Below are 20878 nucleotides of genomic sequence, written 5' to 3' on the forward strand. Positions count from 1 at the left end.
CCTTCGCTTTGCCCAAAACACGCTAGGCGTTGTCTCAGATGCACATCGGCGGGGAGAGCATTAGCTCCTCACTTGGAGTTCACGAGGGGATACACCCACACACAGTGGTACTGCCCATGAATGCGTACGGTGTACGATTGTGAGGTGAGTGAGCGCAGCCTGTCTTTTGAGTCCATCCGAGTTCGTGGTGCCCAGGAGAACAATCTCCGCGGCGTCGATGTCGATATTCCCAAACGGAAACTGACCGTTTTCACCGGAGTCTCCGGCTCCGGCAAATCCTCCCTGGTCTTCGGTACGATCGCCGCTGAATCCCGGCGTCTGATCAACGAAACCTATGATGCCTTCATCCAGGGCTTCATGCCCACCATGTCCCGCCCCGAGGTCGATCTCCTCGAGGGGCTGACCGCATCGATCATCATCGACCAGGAGCGCATGGCACCCAATCCGCGCTCCACAGTCGGCACCGCCACCGATGTGAACTCCATGCTGCGTATCCTCTTCAGCCGCTTCGCCCAGCCCAACCTGGGCAACCCCATGGCCTATTCCTTCAACGTAGCCTCCTCCTCAGGAACCGGCACCCTCACCAAGGCTGATGGCACTGAGGAAACTGCGGGATTCAGCGTCACCGGCGGCATGTGCATCCGCTGTGAGGGCCGCGGCCAGGTCAACCAGATCGACCTCAGTCAACTGGTGGACGAGTCAAAGTCCATCAACGAAGGTGCCATCACCATCCCCGGCTATAAGCCCGGGGGCTGGTCCGTGCGGTTCTACGCGGAATCCGGATTCTTCGACCCCGATAGGCCCATCCGCGACTTCACCGAACAGGAACGCGAAGACCTCTTCCACCGCGAGGCCACCAAGGTCAATATCTCCGGTACGAATATGACCTTCCAGGGGCTGGTTCCCAGTGTGAAGAAGTCCTTCCTGTCCAAGGACAGGGATGCCATGCAGCCGCATATTCGTAATTTCGTGGACCGCGCAGTGACCTTCGCCGACTGCCCCGACTGCGGCGGCACCCGCCTCTCCGAACAGACCCGAGCCTCCAAGGTCGCCGGCAAGAGCATCGCCGATCTGTGTGTCATGCAGATCAGCGATCTGGCCATCTGGTTCGATGAACTCGACCTCAGCGCAGAAGGCCTCACCGGGGCTTCGCCTCTGCTGGACGCGATCGGTGAGACGCTGCAGAACTTCGTAACCATCGGCCTGGGGTATCTGTCCCTGGAACGAGCCGCCGGCACACTCTCCGGCGGTGAGGCCCAACGAGTGAAGATGATCCGCCATCTGGGCTCCTCGCTGACCGATGTCACCTATGTCTTCGACGAGCCCACAGTGGGACTGCATCCGCATGATGTCGCCCGGATGAACCAACTGCTGCTGAAACTGCGCGATAAGGGCAATACCATTCTGGTCGTCGAGCACAACCCCGAGGTCATGGCCGTGGCCGATCACATCATCGATATGGGCCCAGCTGCCGGAACCCACGGCGGCGAAGTGGTCTACACCGGGGACTTCGCCGGCCTGCGCAGCTCCGAGACCCTGACTGGTAAGCACCTCGAGGCCCGCCAGCAGCTCAAAGACCAGTCCCGCAACCCCACTGGCGCCATCGAAATCCGTGGTGCGGACACTCATAACCTTCGCGGGGTCGACGTCGATGTCCCCACCGGGGTTCTGGTTGCTGTCACCGGTGTGGCCGGATCCGGAAAGAGCTCACTGATCCACGGTTCTGTCGCAGGCCGGGAAGGTGTGATCGCCGTCGACCAGTCGGCCATCCGCGGTTCGCGGCGTTCGAATCCGGCAACCTATACCGGTCTGCTGGAACCGATCCGTAAGGCCTTCGCCAAGGCCAATGGCGTGAAACCCGCCCTGTTCAGCGCAAACTCGGAGGGCGCCTGCCGCACCTGCGGCGGTGCGGGCGTCATCTACCAGGACCTCGGCATCGTCTCCGGGATCTCCACGGTCTGTGAGGGCTGTGAGGGCCGCCGCTATCAGGACGCCGTATTGGAGTACCGGCTGGGCGGGAAGAATATCGCCGAAGTGTTAGCCCTTCCGGTGGAGGAGGCACTGAACTTCTTCAGCGGCAAAGCCCCGGAGGCCACCGAGGCCAAGATCCCGGCAGCAGCGAAAATCCTGACCCGCCTGGCCGATGTGGGCCTGGGCTACCTCACCCTGGGCCAGCCGCTGAGCACACTCTCCGGCGGCGAGCGCCAGCGGATCAAACTGGCCATCGAGATCGGCTCCGATGCCGCCACCATCATCCTGGATGAGCCCAGTGCTGGACTGCATATGGCCGATACCGACCGGCTGATCGGCATGTTGGAGAAGATCGTGGACTCCGGGCGGACAGTGATCGTCATCGAGCATAATCTCGATGTCATCTCCTGCGCCGACTGGATCATTGATATCGGACCCGGGGCAGGGCACGACGGCGGCCAGGTGGTCTTCTCCGGGCACCCCAGGGATCTGCTGGGCGTGGAGAACTCCCTGACCGGACAGCACCTAGGGGCCCATCATGGCCGCTGAGATTCCGGAGGAGAAGATCCTCACCGTCCCCGACGCCGCCGCCTGGCGCCTCTGGCTGGAGACTCATGAGGACACCCACGACCTGCTCAAGGTCAAGCGCGCTGAGGTCCTCGGTACCGGGTGATCTGGGCCAGGGCTGCCAGCACCGGCAGCTCCACCAGGGGTCCCAAAACCAGGGCCACTGCGATCAACGGACGATCTGGAAAGGCCGCCACAGCGATCCCTAGGGCAATCGGTGAGTTCCTGGCGGTGGTGACCATCGTCAGCGTGACCCGTTGGTCTCCGCTGAGCCCCACTGTCCTTGCGGCTGCGGTGGCCAGCAGGGGCAGCAGGATGAAGAAGATTCCCAGTGCCGGCAGCAGCATCAGCAGTTCGGTTCCACTTTCAGCGATGACCGGGGCCTGCCAGGCGAACATCGCAGCCACAGCCAGACACAGCAGAGGTACGACGACGCCGGAGGCCCAGTTCTGAGCGCGGGCCTGTACCGCATCCCGCCGGCGCCGGAGCAGCCAGCGCGCAGCGATGGCCAGTAGCACCGGGGTCAGCAGCATCAGCCCCACGGCCTCGGCGAGAGTGCCAGCATCCACCATGGCGGCCTCACCACCGAGCAGCAGCACATAGACCGGAAGCAGCAGCAGCTGCAGGATGAGGTTCACCGGTAGCAGGGCCGCAGCGATACCGGTGTGGCCACGGGCCAGGGCGGTGAAGACCAGGTACCAGTCAGTACAGGGGGTCACCAGCAGCAGTAGCAGACCGATACGTAGATCCGGCTGACCTCCCAGTAACCCCGCCCCGAGAGCCCAGGCCAGGGCCGGGGTGAAGAGGTAGTTCAGAACCAGACTGAGCCCCACCAGGGCCTTTGCCCGGCGGATCTCACCGATCTGGGCTGATTCAATCTGGAAGAAGATCGCGGTGAGCATCACCAGCAGGGCCGGGATGATCACGTATTCGCCATAGGCACCAACCGGTGAGAGCAGCCCCAGGGCGAGGCCGATCAGGGCAGCCGCGGCGACCAGGAGGCTCTGCAGCCGTTCCAGCCAGCTCATACCGCCGGTCAGCTGTTCTGATCCTCCTCAGCGGGCACATTCTCTGTTTCGCCCATCAGGCGCAGAGCCACCCGCAGCTTCTCTGCCGACTCATCCATCTTCTGCTGGTCGGGGTCATCCATGGCCTTGGTGAAGTCATGGTCGGCCATGGAGTTGGAGGGCCAGACGTGGAAGTGCAGATGGGGAACCTCGTAGCCGGCGATGGCCAGACCGGCCCGTTCGGAGCCGAAGGCTTCCACCTGGGCCTTACCGATCCGGTGGGCCACCGTGCTCAGATGGGCCACGAGATCGGTATCGGCATCGGTCCATTTGTCGATCTCCGCCCGGGGCACCACCAGGGTGTGCCCATAGGCCAGGGGCGCGATGGAGAGAAAGCCGACGCAGACCTCGTCCTGCCAGACGAATCGGCCGGGAAATTCACCGCTGATCACCTTTGAAAACACAGTCGCCATACGGCAAGACTAAGCCAAAACCCAGCACCTGCACAGCCCACCACTGCTAGGCTGTGAACACGATGACTACCTCTGCCAATCCCCCGGTCAAAGGCCGCTCAACCCGCCAAAAGCGCGCGGTGTGGTCGGCCCTCAGTGAGTTGGAGGATTTCGTCTCCGCCCAGGATCTGCACCGCATCCTCAGCGACCGCGGTGAGAAGGTTTCCCTGGCTACGGTCTACCGGGTGCTGCAGTCCCACCAGGAGGAGGGGCTGCTGGATGTTCTGCGGCCCGATGACGGGGAGGCGATCTACCGCCTCTGTGCCGCTGAGGAGCACCATCACCACCTGGTCTGCCGCAAATGTGGACTGGCAGTGGAGTTCGAAGCCCCGGAGATGGAGTCCTGGGCCCAGAAGCTTGCTGCGGATAACGGCTTCACCGAGATCCGCCATACCCTCGAGCTCTTCGGTCTGTGCAAGAACTGCAGCGAAATCCCCTGATCACATGAGGAAAGAGCGCAGCGAATTTCCGACTTCAGGTGTGAAGTTCCGCGTGAGCGGAACGAGAGGCGATGCGACGGAAGCCGTGACGTCAGGGACCCGTGCAGATGTGGAGCATCTGTGCGGGCCACGTCACGGCGTGCGCGCCGCCGGGACTAACACAGGTGCCCTGGTACTGCACGGTTTCACCTCGACTACTGATTCGGTGCAGCCGGTGGCCGATGCCCTGGAAGAAGCCGGTATCCCCACTGAGGTTCCCCTGCTGCCGGGACACGGCACCACCTGGGAGGACCTCTCGGCCACCCGGGCCGAGGAGATCCTGCAGGCAGTAACCGCCGCCTATGACCGTCTGCAGACCCGCTGCACCGAGGTGGTCCCGGTGGGACTGTCTATGGGTGGGGCCCTGGCTCTCTGGGTGGCCGCGCAGAAGGACTCCCCCGGCGTCGTCGCCATCAATCCTGGTCTGCGGCTGACTCCGGGGACCGGGCTGCTGGCCCGTCTGCTGGCCCCGGTGAAACCCACCCTGGGGGCCATTGCCGGTGATATCGCCCGGCCGGGGGTCCGTGAGATCGCCTACCCGGTCACCCCAGTGCGGGCGGTGACCGAATTGAGCCGGATCTTCGCCGAATCCCGCCGGTCTCTGCCGAAGCTGGCGGACCGGAAGACCCCGGTGCTGCTGCTGCGTTCTGCGATCGACCAGGTGGTCGGCCAGGCATCAGTCCGGCTGCTCAAAGCGGCAGTGCCCCAGACCCGGGAAGTGATTCTGCGGCGCAGCCGACATGTGGCACCTCTGGATTTCGATGCTGAGCTGCTGAACCGCCGGAGCGTTCAGTTTGTGACTGAGGTTTCCGGCTCGGCCTGAGAGCCCCTGCGCTGCCGCCAGCCCAGCAGCAGGCAAACCACGTAGATCAGGAAGCTGATGGTAGTGATGTACGGGCTGATCGGCACCGTGCCCATAATAGCGATCATGATCCCACCCACCGCTGAGACCACCGCGAAGATACAGGAAAGGGTGACCACTGCGGCCGGATGCCTGGCGACTTTCAGTGCTGCTGCTGAGGGGACCACCAGCAGCGCCAGCACCAGCAGGGCGCCGACGACCTGGACACTCATCGCCACCGCCCCGCCGAGCAGGATCATAAAGACGATGGTCAGCAAGTTGGTCTTCACGCCACGGGCTGCCGCCAGTTGGGGGTCCACTGAGGCGAACATCAGCGGTCGCCAGATGACAATCAGCACTGCGGAGATGATCACTGCACCGGTGACCAGGGTGCGGGTCTGGACATCGTCGACGCCGACGATCTGACCGGTCAGCAGGCCAAAGCGGTTTGCAGTGCGCCCTTGGTAGAGATGCAGGAAGAGAATGCCGAGGCCCAGGCCGAAAGGCATCAGCACTGCGGTGACCCCTGAGGTGTCCTTATCCCGCATGGCCAGGACCCCGATCAGCAGGGCTGCCACCACCGCGCCGACGGCGGAGCCGAGGACAACATCCAGTCCGGCCAGCAGGAACAGGGCTGCCCCGGCGAAGCTGATCTCGGCGATGCCGTGGACTACCAGGCCGGTGCGCCGCAGCATAATGAAGATGCCGATGATCCCGCCCATCAGCCCCAGGACTCCGGCGGTGATCACGGAGTTGCGGACCAGCCAGAAGAGATCCCAATAGTTATCGGTGGTGAAGCTGGAGGTGATCTGTTCAATCATTGTGGTGCTCGCCTTCTGCGTGCTCTCCCATGACCACCAGCCGGCCCTTATGCTCGATGACCTCCACTGGGGACTGATAGAGCTCGGAGAGCACCTCGGAGCGCATCACCTCGGAGACTGATCCGATCCGGTGGTCCCCGCGGGCGAAGTAGAGGACCCGGTCGACATGTTCGATCACCGGATTGATCTCATGGGTGACGAAAACTACCGCAGAGCCGCGGTCCACGGCCTGGCTGCGGATCAGCTCGGTGATCGCCCGCTGGTGGTTGAGGTCCAGGGAGTGCAACGGCTCATCGCAGAGCAGCAGGGCGGGGTTTCCGGCCAGGGCCTGAGCGGCACGCAGTCGCTGCTGCTCCCCTCCGGAGAGCAGACCCACTGGGCGGTCTGCGTACTCCTGTGCCCCGACCTGGGTGAGCAGGTCCTCGATCCGGGCCTTGGATATCCGGGAGGTCCAGGGGATGCCGTATTTATGCCCTTCCAGACCCAGAGCTACGAGGTCGCGGGCACGCAGCGGGGTCTCTGCCTCCAGGTTATGGTGCTGGGGAATATAGCCGACCTGGTTGGAGCCGCGGCGGACCGGTTTTCCCAGCACCTCTGCACTGCCGGAGGAGAGCTGCTGCAGTCCCAGAAGGACTTTGAGGAAGGTGGACTTCCCTGCACCATTGGGCCCGAGAACTGCCAGGAATTCACCGCGGTCCAGGGCGAAGCTGACATCGGACCATAGGGTCCGGGAGCCGAAAGTGACGGCTGCCTCGTTCAGGCTCAGGGCGGGGGTCAATCCATCTCCTGCAGGGCTTCTTCGACGATGTCGATATTAGTATCCATCCAATCGATGAATCCCTCTGCATCCTCGTCGATCGTTTCGGTGAACTCCACCACTACTGCCCCGGAGTCGCTGGCGGCATCGCGGATACGTGCTGACTGCTGGGTCTCGGTCTGCGGGTTATAGGAGAGCAGGTCGATCTCCTCGGCAAGGTCCAGCGCATCGGAGTACAGCCGCGGGGAGACGTCATCGCCGTGTTCGACGGCGTTGAGGAACTCTTCGGGTGTGGTGTTCTCGAAGCCGGCGTCGTCGAGGAGATATCCGCTGAGTGCCTCGGTGGCAAAGTAGGTGTGGCCTTCGGCATCAAGGGCCGCATTGCGTTCGGCGAGCTCGTCGATCTCGGCGGCCAGGGCCTCTGCATTCTCTGTGTAGTAGTCGGCGTTCTCTGGGGCGATCTCCCCGAGGTGCTCGCCGAAGTCGAGGACGAATTCGCTCATCCGCTCGAGGTCGTACCAGATGTGCTCGTTCTCCCAGGTGCCGCCGTACTCGTGGGAGTGCTCATTCTCACCGGGGATGAGCTGGTAGACGTCCTCATCCTTGTCTGCGGCGGAGGCCAACAGGGTGATGAAGGAGTCATAGCCGCCACCATTGGCGATGATGACATCTGCGTTCTCCACTGTGATCCGGTCCTGAGGAGTGGCCTCATAGGAGTGCGGGTCCACTGCGGTGGAATCCACCAGGGGGACCACTTCCACGGTGTCGCCGGCGATGCCCTGGACGAGATCGGTATAGACATCGATGGAGGCCACCACGGTCAGACCGGTGTCCTCGGCATCGGCGTTCCCGTCACCCAAGGGCTGGCTGCCGTTCTCGGCTTCACCGCAGGCGGAGATCATCAGCACACCGGCACAGGCCATGACGACTAGGGGGAATTTACGCATGAGCTATACCGTACACTTATTGAAAACTGTTCTCAAAATCAGGAGTGTTGTTGAGAGCAGGTGATGCGCTCACCCCGGGTCTACAGAATGCTGCCGCCGGGAGTCTCTGGCCTGGGTGATGTCATGAATCTCACCGACCAGGACCTCGAGCACATCCTCGAGGAAGAGAATGCCGAGGGTCGCACCCTCCTCATCGATGACTCGGGCCAGATGTGAGCCGGAGGACTGCATGGCCGCCAGACAGGTGTCGAGATCATCACCCGTGCCCATATTGCCCAGGGAACGCACCACGGTCACCGGAATCGGTGAGTCCGCGGCAGTCTCGGGCAGAGCCATAACGTCCTTCAGATGCAGGTACCCTGCATAACCTCCGGCCTCGGAATCCACCACAAAGCGGGAGAACCCGGTGCGACCGACTGCCTTCTCCACCTGTTTGGGGGTCACATCCCGGGGAACGGTGACCAGTTCATCCACCGGGACCATGATCTCGGCGGCGGTGTGTTCGGTGAACTCCAGGGCCCCGGCGATAATCCCGGCCTCATCGGTGACCGTGCCGCCGCGTTTGGACTCGGCCACGATGGACTCCAGCTCATCGAGGGTGAAGGTGGAGATCACCTCATCGCGTGGAGTGACCCGGAACATCCGCAGCACCAGATTCGCGAATGTGTTCAGCAGCCAGATGATCGGCATGAACACCTTGTACAACAGCACCAGCGGCGGGGCCAGCAGTAGGACAGCCTTATCCGCCACTGAGACCGCGAAGTTCTTCGGCACCATCTCCCCGAAGGTCACATGCAGGAAGCTGACCAGGATCAGGGCGATGACCAAGCTGACCACATAGCTGGCGGCATCGGGAACGCCCAGGGCCTCGAAGGGTACCGCAAGCATATGGTGGATTGCCGGTTCGGCCATCAGCAGCAACAGCAGCGAGCAGACGGTGATGCCCAGCTGGGCGATGGCCAGCATCTGGCTGACATGCTCCATGGCATACAGGGCAGTCCGGGCCCGTTTGGAACCAGCCTCGGCCCGCGGTTCGATCTGGCTGCGACGGGCTGAGAGCACCGCAAATTCACCGGCGACGAAGAAAGCATTGCCGGCCAGCAGGACCACCAGCCACACCAGGCCGAAGAGATCGGAGGTCATCGCCCACCTGCCTTCTGGTGCTCCGCGCGCTCCACGGCCAGACGCTGGACCCGCTCGGCATGGGCCTCCAGAGCTGCCCGACGGGCCTCGGGGTCGGGGATGTACTTCAACCGGTCGATGCGGCGACCGTCAATACCAGCGACCACCAGACGGCCACCGGGGACCTCCACCTCATCCCCCAGGGCGGCGATTCGGCCCAGTTCAAAGAGGACGAAACCGGCCACAGTCTCATAAGCGGAGTCCTCGGGGATCTCCAGCTCCAGGATCTGGGCGTTGATCTCATCGGGCCGCAGCAGCCCCGGGAAGTACCAGTTGCCTGAGGCTGACTGCAGAACCCCAGGGGTCAGGGCGTCATGTTCATCGGCGACCTCCCCGACGATCTCCTCGACGAGGTCCTCGAGGGTGACCACCCCGGCGGTGCCGCCGTATTCATCCTCGACCAGCGCGATCTGCAGGGGTGCTTGGCGCAGTTCGGCCAGCAGTGCATCGAGGTTGATGGTCTCTGGGACCCGGGCGAACTCAGCGCTCATCAGGGTGGCTGCCACCAGGGGTTCGCGTTTCTGCCTCGGCACGGCCACGGCCTTCTTCACATGGACCATGCCGCGGACCTCATCAGCCCCGGAATCGCCCAGGACTGGGAACCGGGAGTAGCCGGTGCGGCGGGCGGCGTCGATGATCTCATCCAGGGGTGAATCAGCGGAGATGGTCACCATTCGTGGCCGTGGGGTCATCACATCAGCGGCGGTCTGCTCCGAGAAGCGCAGGGTGCGATCCAGGAAGGTCGCGGCCTGCTCATCAAGGGTGCCGAGGCTGGCGGAGCGGCGCACCATAGCGGAGAGCTCCTCGGGGGTGCGTGCCCCGGAGAGCTCCTCTTTGACCTCGAGGCCGAAGCGGTGCAGCACCTTATTGGAGAATCCGTTGAGCACCACGATCAGAGGTTTGAACACTGCGGTGAAGACCAGCTGGGGGCGGGCCAGGGCCCGGCCGATCCGGAAGGATTCCGCCACGGCGAGGTTCTTCGGGACCAGTTCCCCGATAAGCATGGTCACCAAGGTCGCGATCAGCATCGCGATGAACAGGGAGACACCACCGGCTGCGGCATCGGGGACTCCGGATGCCTCCAGAACCGGCTCCAGGAGGCTGCCCAGGGCCGGTTCGGTGACATAGCCGATCAGCAGGGTGTTCAGGGTGATGCCCAGCTGACAGCTGGAGAGCTGGGTGGAGAGCGACTTCAGGCATTTCATCAGCGGAACAGCCCGTTTATCGCCCTGATCGATGGCGTGCTGGACGGTGGGCTGATCCAATGCCACCAGTGCGAACTCAACGGCAACGAAAAAACCGTTGCCCAGGATCAGCAGTAGGCCGATGCCGAGGAGAATCCACTCCACTTAGCGGACCCGCCCGGGTTGTCGATACTCCATAAGGCTTTCATCCTACCAAGAGGAGGACAGCGGTTTACCTTCCTCATAACCGGCTGCGGACTGGACTCCGGCCACTGCCCGCTGCCGGAATTCGGCCTGGGTGGCGGCCCCTGCGTAGGTGAAGGATGAGCGCACCCCGGCGGCGATGGAGTCGATGAGATCCTCCACTCCAGGACGCTGCGGGTCCAGGTACATGGTGGAGCTGGAGATGCCCTCCTCGAAGAGTCCCTTCCGGGCCCGGGTGAAGGCTGACTCAGCTGCGGTGCGGTGCTGGACCGCCCGGGCAGAGGCCATCCCGTAGCTCTCCTTGTACCGGCGGCCATCGGCGGCGGTGAGCAGATCCCCGGGTGACTCGTAGGTTCCGGCGAACCAGGAACCGATCATCACCTGGGAGGCCCCGGCGGCAAGAGCCAGGGCGATATCGCGGGGGTAGCGCACTCCCCCATCGGCCCAGATGTGTTTGCCCAGGTCTCGGGCCGCGGCAGCGCATTCCAGCACCGCGGAGAACTGGGGCCGGCCCACTGCCGTCATCATGCGGGTGGTGCACATGGCACCGGGTCCGACGCCGACTTTGACGATATCGGCCCCGCCTTCGATCAGCTGGCGGGTTCCCTCAGCAGTGACCACATTGCCGGCCACGATGGGGACCACCAAGGAGGTGGCCTCAACGGCCTGGCGGACCTGGGCCAGGGCATCGAACATTTTGGCCTGGTGCCCATGGGCGGTGTCGACCACCAGAACATCGACTCCGGCTTCCAGCAGCGTCTCGGCCTTGCCGCGGACATCACCGTTGATCCCGATCGCCGCAGCCACCGTCAGCCGCCCCTCGGCGTCGAGGTTGGGCCGGTAGATGGTCGAACGCAGCGCTCCGGCCCGGGTGAGCACACCCAGCAGTTCACCGGAGGCGGTGGTGACCGGGGCGTAGTCAGTACCGGCAGATTCCATGGCGTTGAAAGCCGGCTCGAGGTCGGCCTCGGAGGCGATGCGGGCGTCGTCGTAGTCCCCGAAGAGCTCATCGGCGCTGAACTGAACCTGCGGCATCCGCATCACCGAGGCCACGGAGGAGAACCGGTCCACACCTTCGCCGTCTCCTGCGGTGACCACCCCGGCCAGGCGGGAATCGTCATCGAGGACACAGACCGAACCGTGGTTGCGCTTATCCAGCAGGTGCAGGACATCCAGGACAGTGTCTGAGGGGGTGACCTTCAGCGGGGTCTCCAACACCGGGTGCCGGGTCTTCACCCAGGAGGTGACCTCGGAGAGGATTTCGACCGGAACATCCTGAGGCAGCACACCGAGTCCACCGCGGCGGGCCATCGTTTCGACCATCCGCCGGCCGGTCACTGCTGTCATATTTGCCGAGACCAGGGGCGTTGTCGCTCCGGTGCCGTCATCGGCTCCAAGGTCCACATCAAAGCGGGAGGCCGCCTCTGACCGGGACGGTACGAGAAAGACGTCCGCGTAGGTCAGGTCATGGTCGGGTTCATTCATGAGACGCATCACAGACACGATACCGCGCCCGGTGGCAAGCCGTACCAGAAAGTCACTATGCTGGATTGCAGAATGATCCACTGAAGCACAGCGCAGTGCCTGACATCAGAACTCAATGGAAGAGGCGTATCCACAGTGCCAGAGCTAACGTCCAGCCGTCTTGCGGAAGAGTTTCCCGGAAATGAATGGCTGGTCGCCGACATATATGACAAATACCGGGACAACCCTGATGCCGTAGACCGGAAATGGGCGGATATCTTCCGCCGCCTCGAGGGTGAAGGCAGCAGCAACAACAGCGCAGGCACCGCGAAGAAGTCCCAGGTGGACTCCGAGCCCAATGCGTCCAATCAGAAGGCCGCCAAGGACGAGACCACCCCGGATACTGCCAAGCCCGCAGAGCCGAAGAGCTCCCAGAAGCCTCGGAATGAGAAGCCCAGCGGCAAACCGCAGGCCCCCAGCCAGCCGGTGACCCGCAAGGCTGAGCCCTCCAATCCGATCCCCTCCGAGCCGGTCAAGCCTGAGACCCCGGAGCCCCCGGAGGAGAAGAAGGAGGACAAGCACACTGTCCTCAAGGGCATCTCCAAGGCCATTGCTGCCAATATGGATGCCTCCCTGGAGGTCCCCACCGCGACCACCGTTCGCGCTGTGCCGGCCAAGCTGCTGATCGACAACCGCACGGTGATCAACAACCACCTCAAGCGCACCCGCGGCGGCAAGGTCTCCTTCACGCACCTCATCGGCTTCGCGATGCTCAAGGCGCTGCGCGAGCACCCCTCGATGAACGTCACCTACGACGTCGTCGACGGTAAGCCCACCGCCATCCAGCCGGCCCATGTCAATTTCGGCCTGGCTATCGATATGCCGCGTCCCGACGGCACCCGCGCGCTGATCGTGCCGAACGTCAAGGGTGCTGAGGAGCTGAGCTTCACCGACTGGTGGGCTGCCTATGACGATCTGGTCAAGCGCGCCCGCGACAATAAGCTCACCCCCGGCGACTACGCCGGCACCACCGTGAGTCTGACCAACCCCGGCGGTATCGGCACCGTGCACTCCGTGCCGCGTCTGTCCAAGGGCCAGGCCTGCATCGTCGGTGTGGGTGCCCTGGAGTACCCCGCTGAGTTCCAGGGTGCCTCCGAGAAGACCCTGAACAACCTCGCGGTCTCCAAGGTCATCACCCTGACCTCCACCTATGACCACCGGGTCATCCAGGGTGCCGGCTCCGGTGAGTTCCTCAAGACCATCCACGAGCTGCTGCTGGGCAAGGACAACTTCTACGAGGAGATCTTCGAAGCTCTTCGGATCCCCTACCAGCCGATCCACTGGTCTGCCGATATTCAGGTCAACCCTGAGGAGCAGATCAATAAGGTCGCCCGCATCCAGCAGCTGATCCACTCCTACCGGGTCCGCGGCCACCTCATGGCCAGTGTCGACCCCCTGGAGTACAAGATGCGCTCCCACCCGGACCTGGACATCGAGTCCCATGGTCTGACCCTGTGGGATCTGGACCGCGACTGGCCCACCGGCGGTTTCGGCGGCAAGCAGTCGCTGCCGCTGCGCTCCATCCTGGGCGTGCTGCGCGATACCTACTGCCGCAACACCGGTATCGAGTACATGCATATCCAGTCCCCCGAGGAGCGGGAGTGGTTCCAGAACGAGATTGAGCACCCCTACTCCAAGCCCACCCGGGATGAGCAGTTCCGCATCCTGGGCCGGCTGAACTCTGCGGAGGCCTTCGAGACCTTCCTGCAGACCAAGTTCGTCGGCCAGAAGCGGTTCTCCCTCGAGGGCGGCGAATCCCTGATCCCGCTGCTGGACACTGTCCTCTCCGAGGCCGCAGACGAGGGCCTGGACGAGGTCGCCATCGGTATGGCCCACCGCGGCCGGCTCAATGTGCTGACCAATATCGCCGGCAAGACCTACTCTCAGGTCTTCCGCGAGTTCGAGGGCCGCGATGCCGGCACCGGTTCCGGTGACGTGAAGTACCACCTGGGTACTCGCGGTTCCTTCACCTCCGATAAGGGCAACTCCACCCGGGTCTACCTCGCGGCCAACCCCTCCCACCTGGAGGCGGTCAACCCCGTGCTCGAGGGTGTTGTCCGGGCCATGCAGGACCGGCTCGACCAGGGTTCGGATAATGTCAACAGCTTCTCGGTGATGCCGCTGCTGATCCACGGCGATGCTGCATTCGCCGGTCAGGGCGTTGTTGCCGAGACCCTGAATATGTCCCAGCTGCGCGGCTACCGCACCGGCGGCACCGTGCATGTGGTGGTCAACAACCAGGTCGGCTTCACCACCGCGCCCTCGGCAGCCCGGTCGATGACCTACTGCACCGATATGGCCAAGGCCATCCAGGCCCCGGTCTTCCACGTCAACGCCGATGACCCGGAGTCGGTTGCTCGCGTTGCCCAGCTGGCCTTCCGTTACCGTCAGCGTTTCAATAAGGACGTCGTCATCGACCTCGTCTGCTACCGCCGTCGCGGTCACAACGAGGGCGACGATCCCTCGATGACCCAGCCGAAGATGTACAACCTCGTGGAGGCTAAGCGGACCACCCGCCGGCTCTACACCGAGGCTCTGGTCGGCCGTGGTGATATCACCCAGGAAGAGGCTGATCAGGCACTGCAGGACTACCGTCAGCGTCTGGAGCGGGTCTTCACCGAGACCCACGCTGCGCAGACTCAGCCGGTCTCCACTGTGGAATCCGGCGGTGGCGCCTCCAGTGAGGATGTCGCCCCGACCGCCTCCCAGGAGGAGGACGAGACTCCGGAGCGCGCTGCAGATGACACTGCCATCAGCGAGGACACTCTGGCCCATATCGGCGAGGTGCACACCAATATCCCGGAGGGCTTCACCGCTCATCCGAAGCTGAAGTCTCTGCTGGAGAAGCGCGCCAAGATGGCCCGCGAAGGCAGCATCGACTGGGGCTTCGCCGAGATCGCCGCCTTCGGCTCCCTGCTCATGGAGGGCACCGAGGTGCGCCTGGCCGGTCAGGACTCCCGCCGCGGCACCTTCGTGCAGCGTCACGCGGTCTTCCACGACCGCTCCAATGGTGACGAGTGGTACCCGCTGAAGAACCTCACCGATGACCAGGGCCGGTTCTTCATCTACGACTCGCTGCTCTCCGAGTACGCAGCGCTGGGCTTCGAATACGGCTACTCCGTGGAGAACCCCAACGCTCTGGTGCTCTGGGAGGCTCAGTTCGGTGACTTCGTCAATGGTGCCCAGATCATCATCGACGAGTTCATCTCCACTGCCGAGCAGAAGTGGGGCCAGCGCTCCAGTGTTGTGATGCTGCTGCCGCACGGTTACGAGGGTCAGGGCCCGGACCACTCCTCCGGTCGCCCCGAGCGCTTCCTGCAGCTCTGCGCTGAGGACAATATGAGCGTGGTCATGCCTTCCACCGGTGCGAACTACTTCCACCTGCTGCGCCGCCAGGCTGTGGCCCGGCCTCGCCGTCCGCTGATCGTCTTCTCCCCCAAGCAGCTGCTGCGTCTGAAGGCCGCTGCCAATAAGGTTGAGGACTTCACCACCGGCACCTTCCAGGAGGTCATCGGTGACCCGGATGTGGATCCCGCCAAGGTCAAGCGTGTTCTGGTGGTCTCCGGACGGCTCTACTACGACCTGCTGGCCACCCGGAGCAAGCACGACGACGCCACCACCGCGATTATTCGCCTCGAGCAGCTCTACCCCATGCCGGTGGAGACCCTGCAGGAGGAGCTGAATAAGTACACCGCGGCCGAGGAGTTCATCTACGCACAGGATGAGCCTGAGAACCAGGGCCCCTGGCCGTTCCTGGGGCTGAAATTCATGCCTCTGCTGGATCAGGACTTCACCCTGGTGGCCCGTCCGGAATCCGCTGCTACCTCGGTGGGCCAGGCCAAGCGGCACGCCATGGAGCTCGAGGAGCTGCTGGCTAAGGCATTCCGCCACCTCGACCTGTAGGGTCTCTGGGTATGGAGAATATTCGCCGGGTTCGGCTGGTCGCTGTTGGCGATGAGCTGATCACCCCACTGGGAGATCCGAGGGCCCTCGGCTGGTTCGGCCGTGTGCTGTCCAAAACACCTTTGGAGGGGCTGCACCTGCAGTCCCATGTGCTGGCCGTGCCCGGTGAGGGTGTGGAAGCACTGTCCAAGCGGTGGGAGGCCGAGGCCGCCAGCCGGTTCGGTCCGGTCGCCGGTGAGGGTGCCGCTGACCGGCATCTGCTCGTCGCGCTCAACGGCCATGACCTGCATGGGGCCTCCTCCGCGCGGGCCAGGCTGAACCTTGCCAATATCCTCGACCGGGCATCCCAGCAGGGCATCAGCTGCTTTGTGCTGGGACCACTGCCCACAGTCGATGATGCGTGGAACCGCAAACTGGCCGAACTGAACAAGGCCTACCAGGATGTGGCCGTGCGCCGCTCCCACCCCTATGTGGATGCCTTCTCACCGCTGGTCGACCATGCCCAGTGGCGAGAGGATCTCGCCGCCAATGATGGTGTCCCCGGCCAGGCCGGCTACGGTCTGATCGCGTGGCTGGTATTACACCGTGGTTGGCACCAGTGGCTTGGGGTGTAAACTTGGGCAGGTTGTAGACGAAAGGAGTCCGCTATGGGTAAGCGTGGACGTAAGCGCAAGGCACGCCGCAAGAACAGCGCCAATCACGGCAAGCGGCCCAACGCCTGACGCATAAGCCAAAGAGACTGAAGCCCCGCAGATGCTCACCGATCGGTGAGAAGTTCTGCGGGGCTTCAGTGTCTGAGTTGGTCCCGGCGGCAAAGCCTTGCCGCGCTTCACGCCTAAAGTCGCCGCTCGCGATGCTCGCGGCTCACAGGCTGTCTAGTTGTGGTTGGCCTCGACCTTGATCTCGCTGATCCGCTCGATGATGGTCAGCTTCAGAGTCTCGGGCGCCTGCTCAGTGCAGGAGCGCTTCACCGCGGTGCGGATGAGGCATTCCAGATCGTAGTCGGAGGCGCATTCGGGACAGTCGTTGAGGTGTTCCTGCACCTCGTTGATGTCTGAGCGGGAGAGCGCGCCGTCGAGGTATTCGTAGATCCGCTCCAGGCGCGCTGCGGCCTCAGCGGTGGTCTCACATTCTTTGCAGTTCTCGGTGCCCATTTACTTCTCGCTCCCTTCGCCCCGATTGAACCCGCGATCGCGGGCGTAGTCTGCCAGCAGTCCACGCAGCAGTTTCCTACCGCGGTGCAGCCGGGACATGACGGTACCGATGGGGATATTGAGGATCTCGGCAATCTCCTTGTAGGCGAAGCCCTCCACATCGGAGAAGTAGACCGCCAGTCGGAATTCCTCAGGGATCTCCTGCAGGGCATTCTTCACATCGGAATCGGGCAGGTGGTCCAGGGCCTCAGCCTCGGCGGAGCGCAGCCCGGAGCTGGTGTGCTCGGCGGCCTGTGCCATCTGCCAGTCCTCGACAGTATCCGTATTGGCCTGCTGCGGCTGGCGCTGCTTCTTCCGGTAGATGTTGATGTAGGTATTGGTCAGGATCCGGTACAGCCAGGCCTTCAGATTGGTCCCCGGCTTGTACTGATGGAAGGCTGAATAGGCCTTCGTATAGGCCTCCTGGACCAGGTCCTCGGCATCCTGTGGGTTGCGGGTCATCCGCATGGCAGCCGAATAGAGCTGGTCCACGTACTGCAGGGCCTCGCGCTCAAAGCGGGCCCGGCGTGCAGCCTCGGTCTCCTCATTAACGTCAACACTCATCAATAGTGAGTCTACGTGCTGCGCCTGGTCCTCGCCTGGCCGGGCTAGTGTCGCCACTGTCATAGTCAGAAGAACGACGACGACGCCCCACACATTCCTGACCGGGGATTCAGGCCTCATCAGCCCCTTAGGTCGGGGGCTGTGCCCATCCCTGGAAGCTCTTGATAGATTGGTCCAGGACAAGCGTATTTCACATGCGGGTTCCCGCCCGCAGCCGCAAGGAGGAAAGAAGCATGACCCTGATCCGCAAGTTCGCCCGACCGCTGCTGGGCTCCAGCTTCATCTATAACGGGGTCGAGAGGCTGCGCAATCCTGATGAGGCTGCGGAGGAGCTCTCCGAGACTCTCAACGAGATTGCTTCTGTCGTCCCGCAGGCAGAGTCCCTGGCTGCCAAGCCGAAGCTGACCGCACAGGTTCTGGGCGGAGTGCAGATCGCTGCCGGTACCGCGCTGGCCATCGGCAAATTCCCCCGGCTGGCTGCGCTGACCCTATGCGGGGTTCACAAGCTCAACTCCTACGCCGAGTACCGCTCCGCTCCCCTGGAGACCGAGGAGGATGTGGTCGCTCAGCGCAAGACTCTGCTGAAGAACATTTCCCTGCTGGGCGGTCTGGGTATCGCCGCTGTGGATCTGGCCGGTAAGCCTTCCCTGTCCTGGCGCGCTGAGCATATCTCCAAGCGCGCTATGAAGAAGGGCAATAAGTTCGGCGAGAAGACCGTCAAATGGGCCGAGAATCTCGGCGATGACGCCGCCAACACCCTCAAGGCATGGGAGAAGGACGCAAAGAAGGGCTTCAAGAAGGCTGAGCAGCAGGCCAAGAAGGCCGCCAAGGCTGCGGCCAAGGAAGCCGAGAAGGCCAAGGACAAAGTCAGCTGAATAGTTCTGCCTGGACTGCGCCGATTGCGGCGGCACCGGTCTGCGGTGATGTCTCCGTCCCGGCGTCGAAATCTCTGACCAACCGCTATCTGCTGCTGGCTGCCCTGGCAGATGATGCCGGGCGAGGGACACCTTCGACGGTGATCAATCCCCTGCAGTCCCGGGATTCGCAGCTGATGCTGGCTGCCCTGGAGCGCCTGGGTGCTGGTATTGAGCATCTGAAAGTAGCCGGTGAGCCAGCGGTGAGAATTACGCCGATCAGTCTCGGCGGTGGGACCTCCTCCCCCACTGCCGAGACTGCGGCGGAGCCGGTCGCCGTCGACTGTGGTCTGGCCGGCACTGTGATGCGCTTCCTGCCGGCAGTTGCTGCCCTGACTGGTCGCCGTGTGTTTTTCGACGGCGATGCCACTGCCTACCACCGTCCGATGGGCGCTGTTCTTGAGGGCCTGCGTGGCCTGGGCGTGCAGATCACCGAAGAGGGCGAGCCCGGCTTCCTACCCTTCACTATTCACCCCCACGAGCAGGGACTGACCGGTGATGAGGTGACCATTGATGCCTCTGCCTCCTCTCAATTCGTCTCCGGTCTGCTGCTTGCCGCTGCCCGTTTCCCCCGCGGTCTGACCCTTCACCACTCGGGTTCTCAGGTGCCCTCTCTGGAGCATGTGGAGATGACCCTGAAGGTTCTACGTGATCTCGGAGTTGAGGTGGACTCCCCCACTCCCTACTCCTGGCGGGTCCAGCCAGGGGTTATCGAGCCTTTCACCGTCCGGGTGGAACCTGATCTGTCCAATGCCGGACCTTTCCTCTGTGCGGCTGCGGTGACCGGTGGTGAGGTCTCCATGCCGGGTTGGCCGCTGAGCTCCACTCAGATCGGGAGGCGGTGGCCGGAGCTGCTGCGGGATTTCGGCTGCGACGTGAAGCTGGAGCCCACCAGCGACAGCACAGGCACCCTGTATGTGCGTGGACCCCAGCGGCTGAGCAGTCCAGGTGTCGTCGACGGCACCGCGGAGCTGACTCCCACTGTTGCTGCCCTTGCGGCCCTGTGCCCGGAGGAGACCAAGTTCACCTCGGTCCAGCATCTGCGCGGCCATGAGACTGACCGGCTGGCGGCCCTGGTGGCCGAGATCCGTCGGCTGGGCGGTCAGGCGGAGGAGACCGATGACGGTTTCCGGGTCCTCTCCCCCGTACGCCATGGTGCCGAGGTCTTCAGCTATGCCGATCACCGAATGGCCACCTTCGGTGCGATCCTGGGCCTGGTCATCCCCGAGGTGAGCGTTGAGGACATCGGTTCGACCTCCAAGACTATGCCTGACTTCCCCCAACGGTGGAAGGAGCTCGTGGCTCCATGAGCCGTTGGGATTCCTGGGATGAGTCCCGGGTGCGGGTTCGTCCGAATAAGAAGGGCTCCCGCCCCCGGACTAAGGAGACCCCGGATTACTCAGATGCTGAGCTGGCCCGGGTCCTGCAGGTCGACCGCGGCCGGTACCTGTGTTCCCTCATGGCGGATGAAAGCCCGCTGACCGCGGTTCGGGCCAAAGCCCTGCGCCGCACCCCGGTGGTACCCGGTGACCTCGTTCGCCTGGTCGGCGATACCTCTGGTGAGGAGGGAACACTGGCCAGACTGGTGCATATCGAGGAGCGCAAAACCCTGCTGCGCCGCTCCTCTGATGATGAGGGCGCGGTGGAGGAACGGGTGATCGTGGCCAATGCCGATCAGCTGCTGATCGTAGTCGCCGCAGCCAATCCTGAACCCCGCACCGGGTTCATCGACCGGGCCCTGGTCGCCGCCTATGAGGCTGATATCGAACCGATTCTGCTGATCACCAAAACTGATCTCGCTGACCCCGCAGAGCTGATCGCTCACTATGAGCAGCTGGATCTGACCATCCTGACCTCAGCCAATGTCGCCCAGGAGGCGGTCAGCCGGCTGACCGAACTGCTCACCGAAAAGGTCACCGCGCTGATCGGGCACTCCGGGGTTGGGAAATCGACCGTGGTCAATGCACTCACCGGGGCGGATCGGGCCACCGGCGGGGTCAATGCCATCACTGGACGAGGCCGGCACACCTCCTCCTCCGCGGTGGCGCTGAGCATGCCCACTGGTGGGTGGGTTATCGACACCCCCGGTGTGCGCAGCTTCGGTCTAGCCCATATCGACCCCGATGATGTGCTGGCCGCCTTCGAGGACCTCGCCCCCGGCTCAGCCGACTGTGAATCAAACTGCGCCCACCTCTCCGCCGAGGGCGGCTGCGCCCTGGATGCGTATGTCGAGGCCGGAAATGCCGGTCAGAACGGGCCTGCCCGGCTGAAATCCCTGCGCGGGCTGCTGCAGTCGTTAGGCTGAACC

General features: G+C 63.5%; 20 protein-coding genes. 10 read left to right on the plus strand and 10 right to left on the minus strand.

The genetic code is table 11. The annotated features are described in order from the left end of the window. The first annotated feature begins 120 nt into the window (after window positions 1–120). The gene (locus HGQ17_RS09785) at window positions 121–2520 is read left to right on the plus strand and encodes an ATP-binding cassette domain-containing protein (protein ID WP_168887758.1); all 2400 of its coding nucleotides are present in this window, start codon (window positions 121–123) and stop codon (window positions 2518–2520) included. Further along, on the plus strand, window positions 2510–2644 hold the full coding sequence (locus HGQ17_RS15540; protein WP_267873186.1) for a hypothetical protein: 135 nt from the start codon (window positions 2510–2512) through the stop codon (window positions 2642–2644). The genes HGQ17_RS09785 and HGQ17_RS15540 overlap by 11 nt, the downstream gene beginning before the upstream one ends. On the opposite strand, the gene HGQ17_RS09790 is transcribed toward HGQ17_RS15540, so the two are convergent. Further along, the gene (locus HGQ17_RS09790; protein WP_168887759.1) at window positions 2613–3566 is read right to left on the minus strand and encodes an arsenic resistance protein; all 954 of its coding nucleotides are present in this window, start codon (window positions 3564–3566) and stop codon (window positions 2613–2615) included. The genes HGQ17_RS15540 and HGQ17_RS09790 overlap by 32 nt on opposite strands. Before the next feature lie 8 nt (window positions 3567–3574). Continuing rightward, entirely contained in the window at window positions 3575–4018 is a 444-nt protein-coding gene (locus HGQ17_RS09795; protein WP_168887760.1) for an HIT family protein, read from the minus strand. A 62-nt stretch (window positions 4019–4080) separates the two neighbouring features. Between HGQ17_RS09795 and HGQ17_RS09800 the strand changes: the two genes are divergently transcribed. Beyond that, window positions 4081–4497 carry a Fur family transcriptional regulator gene (locus tag HGQ17_RS09800; protein WP_168887761.1) on the plus strand — a complete coding sequence of 139 codons (417 nt, stop codon included), beginning with the start codon at window positions 4081–4083 and terminating at the stop codon, window positions 4495–4497. An 85-nt stretch (window positions 4498–4582) separates the two neighbouring features. Further along, window positions 4583–5359 (plus strand): alpha/beta hydrolase, encoded by a 777-nt coding sequence (locus HGQ17_RS09805; RefSeq protein ID WP_168887762.1) that lies wholly within the window; start codon window positions 4583–4585, stop codon window positions 5357–5359. Here the strand turns inward: HGQ17_RS09805 and HGQ17_RS09810 are convergent. From HGQ17_RS09810 to guaB1, 6 genes are all read right to left on the minus strand, one after another. After that, window positions 5326–6198: a metal ABC transporter permease gene (locus HGQ17_RS09810; RefSeq protein WP_168887763.1), complete on the minus strand. Its 873-nt coding sequence runs from the start codon at window positions 6196–6198 to the stop codon at window positions 5326–5328. The genes HGQ17_RS09805 and HGQ17_RS09810 overlap by 34 nt on opposite strands. Next, a complete protein-coding gene (locus HGQ17_RS09815) occupies window positions 6191–6976 on the minus strand; it encodes a metal ABC transporter ATP-binding protein (RefSeq protein WP_168887764.1) in 786 nt (261 codons plus the stop codon). Before HGQ17_RS09815 ends, HGQ17_RS09810 begins: the two co-directional genes overlap by 8 nt. Further along, window positions 6973–7902, minus strand: a complete 930-nt coding sequence (locus HGQ17_RS09820) for a metal ABC transporter substrate-binding protein (protein ID WP_168887765.1) — start codon at window positions 7900–7902, stop codon at window positions 6973–6975. Before HGQ17_RS09820 ends, HGQ17_RS09815 begins: the two co-directional genes overlap by 4 nt. Window positions 7903–7971: 69 nt before the next feature. Further along, window positions 7972–9045: a hemolysin family protein gene (locus HGQ17_RS09825; protein ID WP_168887766.1), complete on the minus strand. Its 1074-nt coding sequence runs from the start codon at window positions 9043–9045 to the stop codon at window positions 7972–7974. Continuing rightward, a complete protein-coding gene (locus HGQ17_RS09830) occupies window positions 9042–10433 on the minus strand; it encodes a hemolysin family protein (RefSeq protein ID WP_168887767.1) in 1392 nt (463 codons plus the stop codon). The genes HGQ17_RS09825 and HGQ17_RS09830 overlap by 4 nt, the downstream gene beginning before the upstream one ends. Before the next feature lie 45 nt (window positions 10434–10478). Continuing rightward, on the minus strand, window positions 10479–11966 hold the full coding sequence (gene guaB1, locus HGQ17_RS09835) for a GMP reductase (protein WP_168887768.1): 1488 nt from the start codon (window positions 11964–11966) through the stop codon (window positions 10479–10481). A gap of 126 nt (window positions 11967–12092) precedes the next feature. Here guaB1 and HGQ17_RS09840 point away from each other — a divergent pair, with 126 nt between their 5' ends. Genes HGQ17_RS09840 through HGQ17_RS15910 form a run of 3 tightly spaced genes read left to right on the plus strand, consistent with a single transcriptional unit; the run spans window position 12093 to window position 16621 of the window. Further along, window positions 12093–15899, plus strand: a complete 3807-nt coding sequence (locus HGQ17_RS09840; RefSeq protein WP_168887769.1) for a multifunctional oxoglutarate decarboxylase/oxoglutarate dehydrogenase thiamine pyrophosphate-binding subunit/dihydrolipoyllysine-residue succinyltransferase subunit — start codon at window positions 12093–12095, stop codon at window positions 15897–15899. 11 nt (window positions 15900–15910) lie between these two features. Continuing rightward, the gene (locus tag HGQ17_RS09845) at window positions 15911–16513 is read left to right on the plus strand and encodes a GDSL-type esterase/lipase family protein (RefSeq protein WP_168887770.1); all 603 of its coding nucleotides are present in this window, start codon (window positions 15911–15913) and stop codon (window positions 16511–16513) included. 33 nt (window positions 16514–16546) lie between these two features. Next, a complete protein-coding gene (locus tag HGQ17_RS15910; RefSeq protein WP_373868394.1) occupies window positions 16547–16621 on the plus strand; it encodes a 50S ribosomal protein bL37 in 75 nt (24 codons plus the stop codon). Window positions 16622–16774: 153 nt separating this feature from the next. Here HGQ17_RS15910 and rsrA read toward each other — a convergent pair whose 3' ends face one another. Next, complete coding sequence (gene rsrA, locus HGQ17_RS09850) at window positions 16775–17053, minus strand: mycothiol system anti-sigma-R factor (protein WP_168887771.1); 279 nt, start codon at window positions 17051–17053, stop codon at window positions 16775–16777. After that, the gene (locus HGQ17_RS09855; RefSeq protein WP_168887772.1) at window positions 17054–17656 is read right to left on the minus strand and encodes a sigma-70 family RNA polymerase sigma factor; all 603 of its coding nucleotides are present in this window, start codon (window positions 17654–17656) and stop codon (window positions 17054–17056) included. Between the two features lie 233 nt (window positions 17657–17889). Here HGQ17_RS09855 and HGQ17_RS09860 point away from each other — a divergent pair, with 233 nt between their 5' ends. The 3 genes from HGQ17_RS09860 to rsgA are packed head-to-tail and all read left to right on the plus strand — an operon-like array spanning window position 17890 to window position 20875. After that, a complete protein-coding gene (locus HGQ17_RS09860; protein WP_168887773.1) occupies window positions 17890–18531 on the plus strand; it encodes a DoxX family protein in 642 nt (213 codons plus the stop codon). A gap of 23 nt (window positions 18532–18554) precedes the next feature. Beyond that, entirely contained in the window at window positions 18555–19880 is a 1326-nt protein-coding gene (gene aroA, locus HGQ17_RS09865) for a 3-phosphoshikimate 1-carboxyvinyltransferase (RefSeq protein WP_324615247.1), read from the plus strand. Then, entirely contained in the window at window positions 19877–20875 is a 999-nt protein-coding gene (rsgA, locus tag HGQ17_RS09870; RefSeq protein WP_168887774.1) for a ribosome small subunit-dependent GTPase A, read from the plus strand. Before aroA ends, rsgA begins: the two co-directional genes overlap by 4 nt. Window positions 20876–20878: the final 3 nt, after the last annotated feature.

It is taken from the genome of Nesterenkonia sedimenti, assembly GCF_012641515.1.
GTDB lineage: Bacteria > Actinomycetota > Actinomycetes > Actinomycetales > Micrococcaceae > Nesterenkonia > Nesterenkonia sedimenti.

Excerpts from the sequence above, each read along its gene's own strand:
- HGQ17_RS09785 (WP_168887758.1), top strand. The coding sequence starts at position 121 with ATGCGTACGGTGTACGATTGTGAGGTGAGTGAGCGCAGCCTGTCTTTT.
- HGQ17_RS09855 (WP_168887772.1), bottom strand. The coding sequence starts at position 17,656 with ATGAGTGTTGACGTTAATGAGGAGACCGAGGCTGCACGCCGGGCCCGC.
- HGQ17_RS09825 (WP_168887766.1), bottom strand. The coding sequence starts at position 9,045 with ATGACCTCCGATCTCTTCGGCCTGGTGTGGCTGGTGGTCCTGCTGGCC.
- HGQ17_RS09845 (WP_168887770.1), top strand. The coding sequence starts at position 15,911 with ATGGAGAATATTCGCCGGGTTCGGCTGGTCGCTGTTGGCGATGAGCTG.
- rsgA (WP_168887774.1), top strand. The coding sequence starts at position 19,877 with ATGAGCCGTTGGGATTCCTGGGATGAGTCCCGGGTGCGGGTTCGTCCG.
- rsrA (WP_168887771.1), bottom strand. The coding sequence starts at position 17,053 with ATGGGCACCGAGAACTGCAAAGAATGTGAGACCACCGCTGAGGCCGCA.
- HGQ17_RS09820 (WP_168887765.1), bottom strand. The coding sequence starts at position 7,902 with ATGCGTAAATTCCCCCTAGTCGTCATGGCCTGTGCCGGTGTGCTGATG.
- HGQ17_RS09790 (WP_168887759.1), bottom strand. The coding sequence starts at position 3,566 with ATGAGCTGGCTGGAACGGCTGCAGAGCCTCCTGGTCGCCGCGGCTGCC.
- HGQ17_RS15540 (WP_267873186.1), top strand. The coding sequence starts at position 2,510 with ATGGCCGCTGAGATTCCGGAGGAGAAGATCCTCACCGTCCCCGACGCC.
- HGQ17_RS09800 (WP_168887761.1), top strand. The coding sequence starts at position 4,081 with ATGACTACCTCTGCCAATCCCCCGGTCAAAGGCCGCTCAACCCGCCAA.
- guaB1 (WP_168887768.1), bottom strand. The coding sequence starts at position 11,966 with ATGCGTCTCATGAATGAACCCGACCATGACCTGACCTACGCGGACGTC.
- HGQ17_RS09810 (WP_168887763.1), bottom strand. The coding sequence starts at position 6,198 with ATGATTGAACAGATCACCTCCAGCTTCACCACCGATAACTATTGGGAT.
- HGQ17_RS09860 (WP_168887773.1), top strand. The coding sequence starts at position 17,890 with ATGACCCTGATCCGCAAGTTCGCCCGACCGCTGCTGGGCTCCAGCTTC.
- HGQ17_RS09795 (WP_168887760.1), bottom strand. The coding sequence starts at position 4,018 with ATGGCGACTGTGTTTTCAAAGGTGATCAGCGGTGAATTTCCCGGCCGA.